Here is a 17327-nt window from a genome sequence, read left to right as displayed (position 1 = left end):
CGGTCCCCGCGGCGCAGGCGGCCGGCGCGTGGCGCATGATCCGTCGCCGCGGCGCAGACCCCGGGGGCAGCCTGCCGGCCATGTCGATGGGCACCTTCGGCGCGGTGCCTGCGGGCCGTGCGAGGCCTGGAGCGGCGGCGTGAGCGACGCGCTGACCCCGGAGCGCAATCACTACGCCGCGCTCGACCGGCGCCTGCTGGCCGCCACGCGCGCCATCAACATCCTTCCGACGGTCGCCTGGCCGGCCTCGCTGGAGCAGCGCATGATCGCCGCCTACGAGCGGGGCGACTACGCGCTGCCGGACGTCCGCTACGTGCGCCCGGAGCTTTCGCAGGTGCGCAGCGAGCTGGTGGCGATCGAGAACGAGGCCGGAACGCTGCTGGCCGGCGACCCGATCGGCGATTACCTGTGCCGCACCGCCGCCTCCTGGCGTGTCGCCACCGAGATGCTGGAGGCGGTCGGCAGCACGGGCGTCACCGCGCCGTCGATCGCGCTGTACGGACGGCCCGGCGACGCGATCCCGGGCAGCCACCGCAGCAACCTGGATGCGGCGCGCTACTTCGTCGAGCTGTCCGACGAGCTGGGCGCCGACCTGCTCGCCGACGACGTGGTCACGGACATTTCCGCCGAGACCTTGCGCACCGACCTGGGCCGCACGCTGGATGCGTTCTTCGGCCCCGGCCGGATCGTGGTGGAGGTCGATCCGGAGCTCACCGCCAAGGCCGCCGCCGGCGCCACCCGCATCCGCCTGCGCGGCGGCGCCTGCTTCAGCGAATACGACCGCCACCAGCTGCTGGCGCACGAGGCCTTCGTGCACTCGCTGACCGCGCTCAATGGCCGCGAGCAGCCGCTGCTGGCCTCGCTGGCGCGCACCTCGCCGCGCGTCACCGCCACCCAGGAAGGGCTGGCGGTATTCGCCGAGCTGATGTCCGGCGCGATCGACATCGCGCGGCTCAAGCGCATCAGCCTGCGCATCCTGGCGATCGACATGGCGCTCAATGGCGCCGACTTCGTCGAGGTCTACAAGTACTTCCGCCACTGCGGCCAGGGCGCGGCGGACAGTTTCCATTCGGCGCAGCGGGTATTCCGCGGCGTGCCGCTGACCGGTGGCGCGGCCTTCGCCAAGGACAACGTGTACCTGTCCGGCCTGCTCACCGTGCACACCTTTTTCCGCTGGGCGTTCAAGCAGCAGCGCATGGACCTGCTGCGCCACCTGTTCGCCGGCAAGCTGGCACTGCACGACGTGATCGCCCTGCAGCCGCATTTCCAGGCCGGCACCCTGCTGCCGCCTCGCTGGCTGCCACCGTGGATGCAGCACGTGCATGGCCTGGCGGGAAAGCTGGCCTTCTCGTTGTTCGTCAACGGTATCCACATGGGCAAGGTGCAGGCGGAGGAGTTGCGCCTGAACCTCTGAGGCGCAGAGCAAACGCAGGGCGCCCGAGCGCCCATCGCTCAAGAGCCGTGGCGTGGGCCGGAACACCTGCGCAAGCCCCCTTTTCGGCGCCACGCAACGGGAGCAGGCCAGGCGGGGCTGCTACCATGTAAGGCCGCTTCCCCTCGCAAAAGCCGCCGCCCATGGCCCATCCCGACGACCTGCGCCACGCCGCGCTCGAATACCACCGCTGCCCCCGGCCCGGAAAGATCAAGGTCAGCGCGACCAAGGCGATGGTGACCCAGCGCGATCTGGCCCTGGCCTACTCGCCCGGCGTGGCCTACGCCTGCGAGGCGATCGTAGAGAACCCGCACGCCGCCAGCGAGATGACCGCGCGCGGCAACCTGGTCGCGGTGATCACCAACGGCACCGCGGTGCTCGGCCTGGGCGACATCGGCGCGCTGGCCGGCAAGCCGGTGATGGAAGGCAAGGGCGTGCTGTTCCAGAAGTTCGCCGGCATCGACGTGTTCGACATCGAGCTCAACGAACGCGACCCGGACAAACTGGTCGAGATCATTGCCGCGATGGAACCGACCTTCGGCGGCATCAACCTGGAGGACATCAAGGCGCCGGAGTGCTTCATCGTCGAGCGCAAGCTGCGCGAGCGGATGAACATCCCGGTGTTCCACGACGACCAGCACGGCACCGCGATCATCGTTGGCGCCGCCGTGCTCAACGCGCTGGAAGTGGTCGGCAAGAAGATCCAGGACATCAGGCTCGCCACCACGGGTGCGGGCGCGGCCGGCATCGCCTGCCTGGACATGCTGGTGGCGCTCGGCGTCAGACCCGAGAACATCCTGGCGTTCGACCGCGAGGGCGTGATCCACACCGGACGCCCGGGACTGGACCCGGACAAGGCGCGCTACGCACGCGACACCGACAAGCGCACGCTTGCCGACATCGTGGCGGGCGCCGACGTGTTCCTGGGCCTCTCCGCCGGCGGCATCCTCAAGCCCGCGATGGTGGCCACGATGGCCGACAGGCCGATCATCCTGGCGCTGGCCAATCCCAACCCGGAGATCCTGCCCGAGGACGCCAAGCGCGTACGGCCGGACTGCATCGTCGCCACCGGCCGCTCGGACTACCCGAACCAGGTCAACAACGCGTTGTGCTTCCCATACATCTTCCGCGGCGCGCTGGACGTGGGCGCGACCGGAATCAACGAGGCGATGAAGCTCGCCTGCGTGCGTGCGATCGCGGAACTGGCCCGCATGGAAGCCTCGGATCTCGCCGGCGCCTACGGCGGCGAGGTGCCCTCGTTCGGCGCCGACTACCTGATCCCGCGCCCGTTCGACCCGCGCCTGCTGGTGATGCTGGCGCCGGCGGTGGCCAAGGCCGCGATGGAATCGGGCGTCGCTGCCCGTCCGATCGAGGACATGGACGCCTACGTCGAGAAGCTCGGCCAGTTCATCTACCGCACCAGCCTGTTGATGAAGCCGGTCTACGAACGCGCCCGCGCCGACAAGAAGCGCGTGGTCTACGCCGAAGGCGAGGAAGAGACCGTACTGCGCGCGGTGCAGACGGTGATCGACGAGAAGCTCGCTTTCCCGATCCTGATCGGCCGGCCGGAAGTGATCGCCCAGCGCATCGAGCGGCTCGGCCTGCGCATGCGCGAGGGCGTGGATTTCGAGCTGACCAACATCAACGACGATCCGCGCTTCAACGACTACTGGCAGCAGTACCACGCGCTGACCGAACGCCGCGGTGTCACGCCGGCGGCAGCCAAGAATCTGCTGCGCTCGCGGCCCACGCTGATCGCCGCGATCATGGTCGAGCGCGGCGAGGCCGATGCGATGATCTGCGGCCTGGTCGGCCGCTACCACAAGAAGCTTGGCTACCTGCGCAGCGTGTTCGGGCTGGACCCCGGCGTGCAGTGCACCTCGGCGATGACCGGCGTGATCAACGACCTGGGCGCCTGGTTCTTCGTCGACACCCACGTGCAGGTCGACCCGACCGCCGAGCAGATCGCCGAAGCCACGCTGCAGGCCAGCTACCGCCTGAAGCTGTTCGGCATCGAGCCGAAGGTGGCGCTGCTCTCGCATTCGAACTTCGGCAGCCACGACAACGCCAGCGCGGCGAAGATGCGCAAGGCCTACCAGCTGATCCGCGAACGCGCGCCGCGCTTGGAAGTCGATGGCGAGATGCAGGCGGACACCGCCTGGGACGGCATCCTGCGCCAACGCATCTTCCCCAACACCACCCTGCACGGGCGCGCCAACCTGTTCGTGCTGCCCAACCTGGATGCGGCCAACATCGTCTACAACATGGTGCGCGTGATGACCGACGGCGTGGCGATCGGCCCGATCCTGATGGGCGTGGACAAGAGCGCACACATCCTCACCCCGGCCTCGACGGTGCGCCGCACGGTCAACATGACCGCCATCGCGGCGGTGGATGCGCAGCTGCGCGGCAGCGGCCGCACGACCGGCGCCGAGGCCTGGCGGAGCATGCGCTAGCGCCTCCTGGCCTGCTCCGGGTGACCGCCGGCCTTGCCGGGTGAGCGAGGTGTGGGGCCGGTGGGGCGTGATTGGCCCCTGCGGCGATCGCATCCGAGCATCCGCGGCCGCTACGGCGTATGCTCCGCCTCGCGTACCGGTTTGCGCGGGGGGCAGGCATCCACCCGATGATCGAACCGCCGGGCGGGCGCAGGTCGGGGATTCCAGTGGCACACGGCAAGCACCTGCGGGCACGGCGCCCGGCAGGCACCCAGGCGCGCCACCGGCACTGCAAATGAACGGCACAAGCACGGCCATGGAGCGGCGTCGGGAACGCAAAGCATCCTTGGGGTCGGGTAAGCCATGTCTGAAACCGCACTTTCCGCCAGCATCCTGCTGCTCTGCTACCGGGATGCGCCCTACATCCGCGCTGCGCTGGAATCGGCGCTGGCGCAGACGGTGCCGTGCGAGATCATCGTTTCCAACGACTGCTCCGACGACGGCACCTTCGAGTTGGCGCAGGAGATGATCGCCAACTACCGCGGCCCGCACCGGGTCAGCGTGCGCAGCAACGAGCGCAACCTGGGCGTGGCCGCGCACGTCAATGCCACCGTGCCGCTGACCAGCGGCGACATCGTGGTGATGATGGCCGGGGACGACATCTCCTATCCGCACCGTGTAGCGGCCATCCTCGAGGCGTTCCGTCGCCGGCCGCAGGCCACGGTGCTGGGCAGCGACTTCGATGGCATCGATGAGAACGGCCGTCCGCGTGAGGTCTCCTTCCGCCAGCGGCCGGAAGTGTTCGGGCTGGACTATTACGTCAGCATCGGCCGCCTGATCGGGCTGCTCGGCGCGTCGATGGCGTTCCGGCGTGAGGTGTTCGAGCGCTTCGGGCCGCTGCTCGGGCCGATCGAGGACAACGCGCTGAGCCTGCGCGGCGCGCTGCTGGGTGACTGCATCAACCTGCGCCAGCCGCTGATCCAGTACCGCCAGCACGCCAACAGCGTCAGCGCCGGTGTGTTCGCACGCCACGAACCGCCGATGCTGCGCATGCAGCGCCGCTACGAGCGCACCATCCGCTTCTACCGTGGCACCGCCGACGACCTCGAGCACTGCCTGGCGCAAATGCCTGGATTGTCGCCGCGCAGGCGCGCGCTGGCCCGCGATGTGGTGGCGATGTACCGGATCGAGGCCGATGCCCGCGAAGCCTTGCTGCACAAGGCCCGCCACCACTGGCTCAAGCCGATCGGCCGCGGCCTGATGCACCTGGGTTTGCGCCGCAAGAGCGCCGAACGCGCGCTCAAGCTGTTCGTGCCGCGTCGCTGGTTCGGCTTGTACGGCCGCTAGCTGCGTCGAGCGTAGGAGCCTCCGTGCCCCGCCGCAGCCTGGCACGCATGGCTGCCGGTTTTTTGCCTGCCCCGCATGTCGGTGGCGCGCAGGGGCGCTTCGCGCTCCTGCCGCGGACCTCATATGGCGGCCCCGCACCCCGAAAGCTAGAATCGGGGGCTCCCCACACGTCGAACACATCAGGCGCCAGTGCGCCGCGGAGAAGCTTCATGGACCAGCTCGATGACATCCTGAACCAGGATCTCGACCCCACCGAAACCCGCGAGTGGGTCGAATCGCTCGACGCGGTCATCCAGCACGACGGCACCGAGCGCGCGCACTACCTGCTCGAGCGCATGGTCGATTCCACCCGCCGTGCCGGCGGCTATCTGCCGTTCGATCCGACCACCGAATACGTCAACACCATCGCGCCGGCCAACGAGGCCAAGAGCCCGGGTGACGCGGCGATGGAGTGGCGCATCCGCTCGTTGATCCGCTGGAACGCGATGGCGATGGTGGTGCGCGCCAACCGCAAGCCGGGCGAGCTCGGCGGTCACATCGCGAGCTTCGCCTCCTCCGCCACGCTGTACGACGTCGGCTTCAACCATTTCTGGCGCGCGCCGTCCGCCGAGCATCCGGGCGACCTGGTGTTCCACCAGGGGCATTCCAGCCCGGGCGTGTATGCCCGCTCGTTCCTGGAAGGGCGCATCAGCGAGGAGCAACTGGACCTCTTTCGCATGGAAGTGGTCGGCAAGGGCCGCGGCCTGTCCTCCTATCCGCATCCGTGGCTGATGCCTGACTACTGGCAGGTGCCGACGGTGTCGATGGGCTTAGGTCCGATCCAGGCGATCTACCAGGCGCAGTTCTGGAAGTACCTCGAGCACCGCGGCCTGATCCCGAAGACCGATCGCAAGATCTGGTGCTTCATGGGCGACGGCGAATGCGACGAGCCCGAGTCGCTGGGTGCCATTTCGCTGGCCGGCCGCGAGGGCCTGGACAACCTGGTGTTCGTGATCAACTGCAACCTGCAGCGCCTGGACGGCCCGGTGCGGGGTAACGGCAAGATCATCCAGGAGCTGGAAGGTGTCTTCCGCGGCGCCGGCTGGAACGCGATCAAGGTGATCTGGGGTTCCTACTGGGATCCGCTCCTGGCGCGCGACAACGACGGCGTGCTGCGCAAGCTGATGATGGAAACGCTCGACGGCGAGTACCAGGCCTGCAAGGCCTTCGGCGGCGCCTACACGCGCGAGCATTTCTTCGGCAAGTACCCGCAGACCCGCGAGATGGTCGCCAACCTGTCCGACGACGACATCTGGCGCCTCAACCGCGGCGGCCATGACCCGCACAAGGTCTATGCCGCCTACCACGCGGCGGTGAACACCAAGGGCATGCCCACGGTGATCCTGGCCAAGACGGTCAAGGGCTACGGCATGGGCCTGGGCTCGGGCGAATCGCAGAACCCGACGCACCAGCAGAAGAAGCTGGACGAGGACGCCGTGCGCGCCTTCCGCGACCGCTTCAACATCCCGGTCTCGGACGGCAAGCTTGCCGAGGTGCCCTACTTCCACCCGGGCAAGGATTCGCCGGAAGTGGAATACATGCTGGAGCGCCGCCGCGCACTCGGCGGCTTCCTGCCGCAGCGCCGGCGCAAGACCGACGTGGCGCTGAAGGCACCGCAGCTGTCGGCGTTCGAGCAGATCACCAAGGGCACCGGCGAGCGCGAGATCTCCACCACGATGGCGCTGGTGCGCGGCATGAACCTGCTGCTGCGCGACAAGGCCATCGGCCCGCGCGTGGTGCCGATCGTCGCCGACGAGGCGCGCACCTTCGGCATGGAAGGCATGTTTCGGCAGATCGGCATCTACGCGCCGTTCGGCCAGAAGTACCGGCCGCAGGATGCCGACCAGCTGCTCTACTACCGCGAGGACCAGAAGGGCCAGGTGCTGCAGGAAGGCATCAGCGAGGCCGGCGGCATGGCCGCCTGGATGGCCGCGGCGAGCAGCTATTCGATCAGCAACCAGCCGATGCTGCCGTTCTTCATCTACTACTCGATGTTCGGCTTCCAGCGCATCGGCGACCTGGCCTGGGCCGCCGGCGACATGCGCGCGCGCGGCTTCCTGGTCGGCGGCACCTCCGGCCGCACCACGCTCAACGGCGAGGGCCTGCAGCACGAGGACGGCCAGTCGCACCTGCTCTCCGGCGTGATCCCGAACGTGAAATCGTACGATCCGACGTTCTCCTACGAGATCGCGGTGATCCTGCAGGACGGTACCCGCCGCATGCTGCAGGAACAGGAGGACGTGTACTACTACGTCACCGTGATGAACGAGAACTACGAGCACCCGGATCTGCCCAGGGGTTGCGAGGAAGGCATCATCAAGGGGATGTACCTGTTCCGTGACTCGGGCGTCGGCCAGGGCAACGGCAAGGGCAAGTCCAAGGCCAAGGCGCCGTGCGTGCAGCTGCTGGGCTCCGGCACGATCCTGCGCGAGGTGATCGCGGCGGCCGAACTGCTGGAGAAGGACTTCGGCGTGGCCGCCGACATCTGGTCCTGCCCCAGCTTCAGCGAGCTGCGCCGCGACGGCTTCGATGCCGAGCGCTGGAACCGGCTGCACCCGGAGGCCGAGCAGCGCCTGCCGTACGTCACGCAGTTGCTGCAGGGACGTTCCGGCCCCGCCATCGCGGCCACCGACTACGTGCGCGAGTTCGCTGACCAGATCCGCGCATTCATGCCTGACGGCATGCGCTACACGGTGCTGGGCACGGACGGCTATGGCCGCTCGGACACCCGCGAGCACCTGCGTGATTTCTTCGAGGTCGACCGCTACTGGATCGCCCATGCCGCGCTGGCCGCGCTGGCGAAGGACGGCCTGGTCAATGCCAAGGACGTGGCGCGCGCGATCAAGGAATACAAGCTCGACCCGTCCAAGCCCAATCCGCTGACGGTCTGACCGCCTCACGGCCCCTCTCCTCTTTCGGGAGAGGGGCACGCGGGGATGCCCGCGGGGGCGGGTTGCTTTTTTGTCGTTCTTGCTGGGCGCTTCCGCGGCAGGTTGCAGGAAGGCGAGCGACCGCGCCGGCCAGCTTCGCGAAAATCGCGACGAAAGCGCGCTTCGCGCCTAGGTTCAGCCGAACGCGAGAAGAAGAAATGGTGAGCGTAGCGAAGCGAACTGGAAGGGTCGCGGTACAGCCCCAGGCTACTCGGACAACACCTGCTGGATGGCCTCCAGCCCATGCCCGCGCGTCTCGATCCCGCGCCGCGCCAGCAGCCAGGCCGCCAGCCCCATAGGCAAGGCGATCAGCAGCGCCGACAGCATGAAATGCTCGAACAGTCCGAGCACGCCCAGCAATGCGCCCAGGATGCCGCCCAGCTTGGAAGCGCCGGCGATCAGCCCGGAACCGGTGCTGCGCAGGTGCACCGGATAGATCTCCGCCGCGTACGGAATCAGCGTCGCGATCACGCCGCTGATGCTGAGCAACAGCGCCACCGTGGAGGTCGTGGTCAGCGCTTCGGAACGCAACGCCATCCAGCCGATCGCGAAGAACAGCAGCAGCGACGCCGCGGTCAGCGCGATGAACAGCACCAGCGTGCGAATGCTGCTCCATCGCTGGTAGCAGGCCACGACCACGGCGATGCCAGGCAGCGCGAGTACCGCCGAGCGCGCCAGCAGCGCGGCGCTGGCCTTGGCGTCGATGCCGAGCGTGACCAGGTTGGCCGGCAGCCACAGCAGAAAGCCGAAGTTGGCCAGGCCCCAGGCCACCGCGCAGACCATCAGGCCCCAGGTGATCGCCGCATGGCGCCCGCGCAGCAGCTGGCGCATGCCGATCCGTTCCACACCGTGCGCATGCTCCGCGGCCGGCAGCGGCGCCATCTCGCGCACCGGCAACTGGTTGTCGGAAAACCTCCGCAGCACCGCACGCGCCTGTTCCTCCAGCCCGGCCAGCGCCAGGAAGCGCGGCGACTCGGGAATGTAGCGATTGAGCAGCACGATCAACGCCCCGGTGGGCAGGTTGAGCAGCCACAGCGCGCGCCAGCTGTAGGCCGGCTCGAACAGCGTCGCCGCGCCCGAGGCCAGCAGGTAGCCGGCCGAGGTGCCCACGCCGCCGAGGGCCACCAGCAGCCAGCCGCGGTGGGCAGTGGGTATGGTCTCGGCCATCAGCGTAAAGGTGATCGGCAGCATGCCGCCGGCGGCCGCGCCCATCATGAAGCACATCACCAGGTTCCAGCCGAACGCCGGCATGGCCCCACAGATGGACGTGCCCATGAACATCAACGCCGAGAGCAGGATGGTGGCGCGCCGGCCGAACAGATCACCCAGGCGTCCCCACACCACCGAGCCGACCGTGGTGCCGATCAGCGCCGAGAGCGCCAGCAGGCCGCCGGTGGCCGCACTGATGCCGTATTCGGCCGACATGCCCGGCATCACGAAGCCGATCGTCGCCGGCTTCATCACGTCTACCGCCAGCGCCATGGTCAACACGCCGACCAGCTTCCAGTGCTCGCGGTTGAGCGGCACGTGGTCGGCCACGTGGAACGGCAGCGGACTGGCATCGGCATGCAGTGTGCGGCGCATCTGCGCCAGTCGCGGCATCAGGCCGTAGCCGGCCAGCAGCACGCCCAGCGGCACCTGCGCCATGCCCGCGAGCATCAGGCGGTCCATCGGCATGCCGGCCAGGCGGTAGTGCATCGGCGCGGCCATTGCCAGCATCGGCAGGTGCGCCAGTACGCCGGCGATCACGCAGGCACAGCCGGACCAGAAGGCGATCGGGTGATGGAAGGTGACGCTTCTGGAAGGCATGCGGCGCGGGCAGGAGAGGGACGTCACAGCTTACCCGCTCTCTTGCATGTCCTCCCCTCGGGGGAAAGGGCTAAAGGGGGCGCTGGCGTCAGACTTCCGGGCGTGCGCTGCCTTTTCTGCGGGCAGGTACGCGCCACTTCCCCGCGCGCCCCGGTCCCGCACCCGAGCCTCTCCCCGGAGAGAGGGCTTCGACGCGGCGCGGCTGGCGCAAAGTGAACGGGGCTTTCGCGTGCCGCGCACGGCAGGCTTTTGATACTTGCAGCCACACGCAGCCAAACGCAGGTTTCCATGTCCACGTCGATGCAGCGCGCCAGCGCGCCCCTCTCCGAAACGCTCCGCGAAGGCACGGATGCGTTCATCAGCAGCCCGCCCGGCGAGCCGGAACACCCGCAGCAGGATCCCCCGCCGCCGCCGCCACGCGATCCGGTCGATCCCGGCCGTCCCCAGCAGCCGGAGCTGCCGCCGATCGATCCGCACACGCCGACCGTGCCGGAGCCACGCATGCGGGTGTGAGCGAGGGCTTTCGCAAGAAAGCCCTATCACCCCGGCCCCCATCCCGCGGGATGGGGGCCGGCCTGCATCATGCCCTCAGTCTTCGTCGCTGCGCAGCAGCCGGCGCAGCAGCATGAACGCGCCGATCGTGCCGGCCACCACGGCGACCGTGGCCACCGGATGGCGGCTGGCGTGGCGGCGCGCGCGGCGATACTGGTAGCTCGCCTCGTCGGCGAGGTCTTCGGCCATGTGCGAGAGCTGCTTGCCATAGCCGCTGCCACGGCGACCCAGGCGCATGGTCATGCGGCGGCCACTCTCCATCAGGCTGTTGGCCGTGTCGGCCGTGTCGTTGGCGTATTGGCGCACGCGGTCGCGCACGCGTTCGCTGGCGCCGTCGAAGCGCTGCTCGATATCGCGGGTTCGGTTCATGGGACCTCCTGTGCGTCGAGGCCCCAGCCTGACGGCCGCGGCGTGATCGAGGCGTCGAAAACCGCAACTCGATTCAGGCTTGCCTCACGCGCAGTTGCCTGGCGGAGTCCGCATGCCTCGCCTCGGGCGCGTGGCGAGGCATGCGCCGAAGCACCGGGGCCACGCCCGCAGGCCGCATCAGGCCTCCGCGTACGGCCATCCATCGTCCGGTACCCCCAGGCGGCGCTTCAGTACCGCCAGCCCGTCCGGTCCGCACCGGCCGGCGCGTGGCCATCGATGTAGCGGGTGACGGTGTCGATCAGCTCCTTGCCGCGCGGGCCCCAGCAATGCGGCGCCATCGGCTGGTAGGTGACGCTGCCGCGGAAGGACGGATGGCGCGCGCCCTTCAGGAATGCGTCCATCGCACGTACGCCCATGTTGAGGTTGAAGGTGTCGGCGTCGCCCACGTAGATGTGGATCTTCTCGGTCAGCTTCGGCCCCAGCGTGGCCCATTGCGACTGCAGCAGGTAGCGCAGGTCGAAGTGTCCCCTCCAGTACTGCGCGACATGGTGGTCGATCGCGCCGGTGCGCTTGTCCCACAGCCGCTGCGGATAGCCATCGGCGCCGACCGGGCCGAACGCCGCTTCCCAGATGTCCCACTGGCCGCCGGAGCGATCGCGGTCACCCACGGCCAGTTCGTACCAGTTCTCGTCCTTCATCATCGCCTCGACGTTGCCGTCGGGCTGGCGCGTATCCACGCGTTCGACCTTCACCCAGCCCTTGTCCAGCCAGTAGGCATTGGCGTCGTCGTAGATGTTGACCACCTGGTGATGGCGGAAATCCAGCGCGTCCGGGCAGGAGGCGAAGGTCGCGCCGTAGAAGTCCGGATGGAAAATCATCTGCGCCATGGCGATCCAGCCGCCGGTCGAACCACCTTCGAGGATGCGCGCCCACGGATCGCCGATAGTGCGAAAGCGCTTCTCCACCTCCGGCAGCAGTTCCTGGTGGATGGCGTCGTCGTACGGTCCTTCGTTGGCCGAGTTCACCGCGTAGGAATCGTCGTAATACGGCGAGGGATGCTGCAGGCTGACCATGATGTAGCGCGGCGTGCCGTCAGCCAGCCAGTAGTCGCGAAAGTCCGACTTTGGATGATCGAAGCCGCCCGGCGCGCGGGTGGAGAAGTGGCCCTGCTCGTAGATGACCGGGTAGCGCACGCCCGGGTGCCGGTCGTAGTCCTTCGGCAGCAGCACGGTGGCGCCCAGGTAGATCGGATGGCCCCACCAGGCGCTCAGCAGCGTGCTCTTGATGCGGAAGCGCCTGACATACGGCGTGTCCTTCGGGAACGGGATCGGCGGGATCACCTGGTCGGCGACCAGCCTCACGGGCGTGGACGAGGCCGGGTCGTAGTGCACCTTCACCGGCTTGCCATAGAGGTTGCCGGGCGAATGCTTGAAGTCCTGGCCCTCCCACCGGTCCATGTGCAGCCATACGGTGTGGCCGTCGGCCCGCTTGAACCGGGTGTAGACGTTGACGAAGGGCTGCATCCAGTAATCGCCGGCCGGCAGCAGACGCAGGCTGGCAAGCGGGGCGCCGAAGTCGTCCGCGCCGATGGTCGCCACCTGGCCGGGTGCGAGCGCGCTGACGTCGTGGCCGAACAGCGGCACGCCGGTGATGTCGGTCTGCTCGATCGGCGGCTTGTCGTTGCTGCGGCTGACCGCGACGTAGACGCGCCCGGTGATCGGCTGCGCATGCGCCTTCGCGCTGAAACCGACCTGGATACGCGGCCCCTCCGATGCATGCGCGGTGGGCAGGATGGCCAGGGCGATCAGGCTGGCGCCGGCAAGGCGCAAGAGAGTCAGGGTCATGGTTGTGTCCTAGAAGATTTCCGCCACGCAGCAGCGCAGGCTGCCACCCGCTTTCTCGATTTCGTCCAGCTCGACCGTGCCCAGGCGGAAACTCCAGCCGGCCAGCGCCTGGCGTTGCGTATCGGTCAATGCGGCCGCGGCCGCGGCGCTCATCCACACCCGGTCGTCCGCCAGCGTCATCGCGTTGCCGGCGAAGGCTTCTTTCTGCGCGGGCGCGAGCCACAAGGCGCGCTCGCCGTAGGCACGGGCGATCGCGCGCGGCACGGCCGGATCGGCGAAGCCGTCCGGTGCCACGATCGCCGCGCGGCCGGCGAGCAGTGCCAGCACCACGTTGGTGTGGTACTCGCCCGCCGCCAGTGTGAAGCAGAAGCTCAGGCGCAGGCCGAACGCATCATGCATGGCGCGCGCACCGGCCTCGTCGCAGCGTTCGGACAGGCCGCAGTAGCCGATGCCGCGGGCGCGGTCGATCACCAGCGCGCCAGTCAGCTCGGCCACGCAGTCGCTGCGCGAGGACAGGTCGACCTCCTCGTAGCCCAACACCCGCGCGAAGAACTCCCGCACGTCACGGCGCCGGGCCTCGCGTTGGCGCACAGCGTGGCGCATGCGGCCGACGATCAGCCGTCCGGGCGCAGTGGCAAAGACGTTGTTGGGGAATACCGCGTCCGGCGTGGTGGGCTCGCCCGGGAAGGTGACCACCGGACAGTCCGCGCGCAGCGCCTGCGCCAGCGCCGCGTGCTGGGCCAGTGCTCGTAGCGGGTCGACCGTGCGCCGCATGTCCATGTAGCGGTTGTCGCTGGCCGACTCGGCCGCCAGTGCGAACTCGGCCGGCGCCAGCAGGAAGGCCGCACGCGCCGTGGCGCGGGCGCCCGGCAGTGGCGGCAACGCCGCGAAGGCGTCGAGGAAGGCGTCGGGCGAGGTGACGATCACGCTGGGGTTCCTGGCAGACGTGCCATCGTAGGGCGTCAGAGTGTCTCGGCGGTTGTTTCCTCGGCCGCCTCGATCGCCGCCGCTTCCAGGTGCAGCTTCTGGCGCCGACGCAGGCCCGGGAACATCCCCATCCACAGGCCCACCACCACCAGCGTGCCGACGCCGCCCACGACCGCGGCACCCACCGCGCCCAGCCAGGCGGCGACCAGGCCCGACTCGAACTCGCCCAGCTGGTTGGAGGTGTTGACGAAGATCGAGTTGACTGCATTGACCCGCCCGCGCATGGCGTCGGGCGTGTCCAGCTGCACCATCGATCCGCGGATCACCATGCTGACCATGTCGAACGCGCCGCCGGCGAACAGCGCCACCAGCGACAGCCACATCCACGAGGACAGCGCGAACACCAGCGTGGCCACGCCGAACCCGGCCACCGAGCCGAACATGATCATGCCCACACGGCGGGTCAGGTCGTGCCGCGCCAGCCAGAACGACATCAGCAGCGCGCCCACCGCCGGCGCCGCGCGCAGCAGGCCCAGCCCCCACGGGCCGGTGTGCAGGATGTCCCTGGCGAAAATGGGCAGCAGCGCGGTGGCGCCGCCGAACAACACGGCGAACAGGTCCAGCGAGATCACGCCCAGCACGTCCTTGCGCTCGCGGATGAAATGCACGCCGGCGAACAGCGATTTGAGCGAGGCCGGCTCGCGCTTCGGTGGCGCCTGCTCATAGCGCAGCAGCGCCATCAGCGTGGCGGCGACCAGATACAACCCCGCGGCCGTGGCGTACACCACGCCGGGGCCGGCCACGTAGAGCAGGCCGCCCACCGCCGGCCCGAGCACCATGGCCATCTGGAAGGCCGAGCCGCTGACCGCCACCGCACGCGGCAGGATCGCCGGCGGCACCAGCGCCGGCAGCAGCGAAGACATCGAAGGCGACTCGAATGCCTTGGCCGTACCGATCACGAACACCAGCGCCAGGATGCCCAGCTCGTGGATGCGGTGGGTGAAGCTGAGCAGCGCCAGCAGCGCGATCGCGCACCATTCGACGACCTGGCCGAGCAACACCACGCGCCGGCGCTCGAACTGGTCGGCCACGTGCCCGGCAGGCAGCGCCAGCAGCACCGAGGGAAAGAACTGCACCAGGCCGATCAGGCCAAGGTCCAGCGCCCGGCCAGTGATCGCGTAGATCTGCCAGGCGACCGCCACCGACAGCATCTGGAAGCCGAAGCCCGAGGCGATGCGGGCGAACCAGAACTGCACGAACGCGCGGTGCTTGGGCAGCGAGTCGGTGGGCATGGGGATTCCCGGGGCGAAGGGCGGGATTATCGCCCGTCCCGGCTTCACGACCACTTGCCCATCGCCGTCCTAGGTTCGGCGTATCGCCGCCGCAGGAGACCGGCCATGGGCCGCCAGGCCGAACACGTCTATACCGACCAGCCCACCATCGCCCGCTTCAACCAGCTGGTCGAGCATCTGCAGAACGGCGCGCGCGTGCGCCTGCACCTGTCCGACGGCAGCATCTGCGAGGGCGTCGTCGCCGCGCGCCCGACCGTGCAGGAGTTCTATGACGGCGACGGCAACGAGGGCACCAACGGCGTGGTGCATCTGGAACAGCTGGGCACGTCCGAGTGGGCGCGCTACGTCTGGTTCGACCAGATCGAGCGCGTCGAGCACCTGGATTCGGACACGCAACTGCGCGCCTAGGGCGGGGCCCTGCACGAGCGCCCTTGGACGCAACAGCCCGGTTGCGGTCACCATCGGGGGCGGCCATGCGACCGCGCGTTAGCCGGTGCGCGTGAACCCGTTCTCCTTCCAGCCTTCGCTGCCCACTCCGTGGTGCACGAAGAACAACCCTTCGGGATCGTAGCGGCGCTTGGCCCGCAGCAGCCGCGCATAGTTCGGGCCCCAGAAGCGCTGCTGCCAGTCGCGCAGGAAGTAATCGCTCTCGGACACGTAGGAGCCGGCGTCCGGCGCCACCGCACGCAACGCATCCATCGCTCCGCCCACGGCCGCCGCATGGCGCCGTGCCTCGGCCAGGTCCGGCGCGGCCATGCCGGGAAAGGCCGGGCCGCTGCCCTCGGCGCAGATCGCCAGTGCGAAGGCCTCGGCCACCTGCGGGTTCATGGCCGTGTTGCGCGTGCGTGCGACCGCCGAGGATTCGCCGCCGGCCATGCCCTTGTTGAAATGCAGCGCGAAGTCGTGCCGGCGCGAAGCGGTGAACAGGGCATCGGCCAGCGCCGCCTGCCGGCCGCGGCCCAGCAGCTTCTCCGACAGCCAGGCCGACTGGTAGGCGTGGATGAACCACCCGACCTGGCCGCGATCGCCCTTCCACACCATGTGGTAGGCCGGCGTGCCGGGCCGGTCGTCGTCCGCCATCAGCTGCGGCGCGTGCTGGCGGAAGAACCCGGCGTCCCAGAAATGCCGTGCCGGCAGCGCCAGCGTGCGCGGCGGCTCGGCGAAACCGTATTCCCTGCGCGCGCGCACCCAGTCGAAGAACGGCTTCCAGGCCTGTTCCGCCTGCGCCTGGGACAGGCCCTGGAACACCATCGAGATCGACAGCGTGTTGTCCGGGGCGAACGCCATCTGTTCGCCCCAGTGCGGGTTGAACAGCGCGTCCCGGTAGAACGCCACCGCCCGCGCCACCAGTGCACGGTACGCCTGGTCGGACGCGGCCTTGATGGTGCCGAACACCGCGCCGAAGACTGGCGGCAGGTCGAACGTGCGCAGGGTCAGCCGGGTGACCACGCCCAGGCTGCCGCCGCCACCACCCTTGAGGCCCCAGAACAGTTCCGGGTGGGCGTGCTCGTTGACGATGAGCAGCGCGCCATCGGCGGTCACCACCTCCGCCTCGAGCAGGTTGGACGCCGCCGTGCCGAAGCCCTTGGAGAAGCTGCCGAAGCCCCCGCTCTGCACCAGTCCGGCCACGCCGACGGTGGTGCAGCCGCCGCCCTGCACATAGCGGCCACCGAGCGTGGTCACCGCATGGTAGACGTCGATCCACATGGCTCCGGCCTGCACGCTGACCGCGGGCAGCGGCGTCGCCTTGCCCTCGCCGCCCTGCGGCACGAAGGCGTCGTGCATCGTCACCTGGTTCATCCGGTGCGGCCACACCAGCAGCGAGTCGGCCGCGTTCGAGGTGCCCTGGTAGCTGTGTCCACCGCCCTTGACCACCAAGCGCAAGCGGTGCCGGTGGGCGAAGGCCACCGCGGCGGCCACGTCGGCGCTCGACTCCGCGGCGACGGCGTACGCGCTGGGCCGCGAGGTCCAGGCCTCGGCCCAGCCGCTGGTCTGGGTCAGCGCCGGGTCGTCGCCCAGCGCGAAGGGGTTGTGCAGTTGCTTGACCGCCTGCGCGTAGGCCGCCGTGCCCGGCCCGCCGGCGAATGGCGAGACCGGTTTGAGCACCCGTCCGCCGACGGCACGCTCGAGCGCCTCCCACTCGGCCGGCGCCGGCCAGCCGGCGTGGCCGGGGCGCACCCGCGAGCGCAGCGCACCCGCCACCGCAGCGGGTAGGGCCTGTGCACCACGCGCCAGCAGCGGCAGCAGGGGCAGGGCGAGGGCGGCTTTGAGCAGGTCACGGCGTTTCATGGGGGGTTCCTCCGTGGAATGGGGGCACCGTAAGCCGCGCAAGCCATCGCCGCGAGGGCGCG

General features: G+C 69.2%; 12 protein-coding genes. 6 read left to right on the top strand and 6 right to left on the bottom strand.

Translation table 11 applies throughout. The features are described from left to right. Positions 1 to 139: 139 nt before the first annotated feature. From BMZ38_RS04670 to aceE, 4 genes are all read left to right on the top strand, one after another. On the top strand, positions 140 to 1414 hold the full coding sequence (locus BMZ38_RS04670; protein WP_091334777.1) for a peptidase MATCAP family protein: 1275 nt from the start codon (positions 140 to 142) through the stop codon (positions 1412 to 1414). Between the two features lie 161 nt (positions 1415 to 1575). Next, positions 1576 to 3888 (top strand): NADP-dependent malic enzyme, encoded by a 2313-nt coding sequence (locus BMZ38_RS04665; protein ID WP_091334775.1) that lies wholly within the window; start codon positions 1576 to 1578, stop codon positions 3886 to 3888. Between the two features lie 342 nt (positions 3889 to 4230). After that, a complete protein-coding gene (locus BMZ38_RS04660) occupies positions 4231 to 5214 on the top strand; it encodes a glycosyltransferase (protein ID WP_091334773.1) in 984 nt (327 codons plus the stop codon). Between the two features lie 209 nt (positions 5215 to 5423). Beyond that, positions 5424 to 8144, top strand: a complete 2721-nt coding sequence (aceE, locus tag BMZ38_RS04655) for a pyruvate dehydrogenase (acetyl-transferring), homodimeric type (RefSeq protein ID WP_091334772.1) — start codon at positions 5424 to 5426, stop codon at positions 8142 to 8144. A gap of 246 nt (positions 8145 to 8390) precedes the next feature. On the opposite strand, the gene BMZ38_RS04650 is transcribed toward aceE, so the two are convergent. Then, on the bottom strand, positions 8391 to 9992 hold the full coding sequence (locus BMZ38_RS04650; RefSeq protein WP_091334770.1) for an MFS transporter: 1602 nt from the start codon (positions 9990 to 9992) through the stop codon (positions 8391 to 8393). 288 nt (positions 9993 to 10280) lie between these two features. Between BMZ38_RS04650 and BMZ38_RS04645 the strand changes: the two genes are divergently transcribed. Then, positions 10281 to 10505: a hypothetical protein gene (locus BMZ38_RS04645; protein WP_091334768.1), complete on the top strand. Its 225-nt coding sequence runs from the start codon at positions 10281 to 10283 to the stop codon at positions 10503 to 10505. Positions 10506 to 10580: 75 nt separating this feature from the next. Here the strand turns inward: BMZ38_RS04645 and BMZ38_RS04640 are convergent, their stop codons facing one another. The 4 genes from BMZ38_RS04640 to BMZ38_RS04625 form a co-directional block, all read right to left on the bottom strand. Then, positions 10581 to 10913 (bottom strand): hypothetical protein, encoded by a 333-nt coding sequence (locus tag BMZ38_RS04640; protein ID WP_091334766.1) that lies wholly within the window; start codon positions 10911 to 10913, stop codon positions 10581 to 10583. Positions 10914 to 11140: 227 nt separating this feature from the next. After that, the gene (locus tag BMZ38_RS04635) at positions 11141 to 12757 is read right to left on the bottom strand and encodes an alpha/beta hydrolase-fold protein (protein WP_091334764.1); all 1617 of its coding nucleotides are present in this window, start codon (positions 12755 to 12757) and stop codon (positions 11141 to 11143) included. A gap of 9 nt (positions 12758 to 12766) precedes the next feature. Then, positions 12767 to 13684, bottom strand: coding sequence for an arginine deiminase-related protein (locus tag BMZ38_RS04630; protein WP_091334761.1), 918 nt, complete (start codon positions 13682 to 13684; stop codon positions 12767 to 12769). 35 nt (positions 13685 to 13719) lie between these two features. Then, a complete protein-coding gene (locus BMZ38_RS04625) occupies positions 13720 to 14976 on the bottom strand; it encodes an MFS transporter (protein ID WP_091334759.1) in 1257 nt (418 codons plus the stop codon). Positions 14977 to 15081: 105 nt separating this feature from the next. On the opposite strand from BMZ38_RS04625, the gene BMZ38_RS04620 reads away from it, so the two are divergent. Further along, positions 15082 to 15384 carry a DUF3247 family protein gene (locus BMZ38_RS04620; protein ID WP_091334757.1) on the top strand — a complete coding sequence of 101 codons (303 nt, stop codon included), beginning with the start codon at positions 15082 to 15084 and terminating at the stop codon, positions 15382 to 15384. Positions 15385 to 15462: 78 nt separating this feature from the next. Here the strand turns inward: BMZ38_RS04620 and BMZ38_RS04615 are convergent, their stop codons facing one another. Next, the gene (locus tag BMZ38_RS04615) at positions 15463 to 17265 is read right to left on the bottom strand and encodes an FAD-binding oxidoreductase (RefSeq protein WP_091334754.1); all 1803 of its coding nucleotides are present in this window, start codon (positions 17263 to 17265) and stop codon (positions 15463 to 15465) included. Positions 17266 to 17327 lie beyond the last annotated feature (62 nt).

Source organism: Frateuria terrea, from assembly GCF_900115705.1.
GTDB lineage: Bacteria > Pseudomonadota > Gammaproteobacteria > Xanthomonadales > Rhodanobacteraceae > Frateuria_A > Frateuria_A terrea.
The sequence above is the reverse complement of the archived record's forward strand: the minus strand, read 5'-3'. Positions and strand labels throughout refer to the sequence as shown.

What these genes read in the sequence shown, in the direction of transcription:
- BMZ38_RS04665 (WP_091334775.1), top strand. Translation starts at nt 1,576, where the DNA reads ATGGCCCATCCCGACGACCTGCGCCACGCCGCGCTCGAATACCACCGC.
- BMZ38_RS04660 (WP_091334773.1), top strand. Translation starts at nt 4,231, where the DNA reads ATGTCTGAAACCGCACTTTCCGCCAGCATCCTGCTGCTCTGCTACCGG.
- aceE (WP_091334772.1), top strand. Translation starts at nt 5,424, where the DNA reads ATGGACCAGCTCGATGACATCCTGAACCAGGATCTCGACCCCACCGAA.
- BMZ38_RS04650 (WP_091334770.1), bottom strand. Translation starts at nt 9,992, where the DNA reads ATGCCTTCCAGAAGCGTCACCTTCCATCACCCGATCGCCTTCTGGTCC.
- BMZ38_RS04645 (WP_091334768.1), top strand. Translation starts at nt 10,281, where the DNA reads ATGTCCACGTCGATGCAGCGCGCCAGCGCGCCCCTCTCCGAAACGCTC.
- BMZ38_RS04640 (WP_091334766.1), bottom strand. Translation starts at nt 10,913, where the DNA reads ATGAACCGAACCCGCGATATCGAGCAGCGCTTCGACGGCGCCAGCGAA.
- BMZ38_RS04635 (WP_091334764.1), bottom strand. Translation starts at nt 12,757, where the DNA reads ATGACCCTGACTCTCTTGCGCCTTGCCGGCGCCAGCCTGATCGCCCTG.
- BMZ38_RS04625 (WP_091334759.1), bottom strand. Translation starts at nt 14,976, where the DNA reads ATGCCCACCGACTCGCTGCCCAAGCACCGCGCGTTCGTGCAGTTCTGG.
- BMZ38_RS04620 (WP_091334757.1), top strand. Translation starts at nt 15,082, where the DNA reads ATGGGCCGCCAGGCCGAACACGTCTATACCGACCAGCCCACCATCGCC.
- BMZ38_RS04615 (WP_091334754.1), bottom strand. Translation starts at nt 17,265, where the DNA reads ATGAAACGCCGTGACCTGCTCAAAGCCGCCCTCGCCCTGCCCCTGCTG.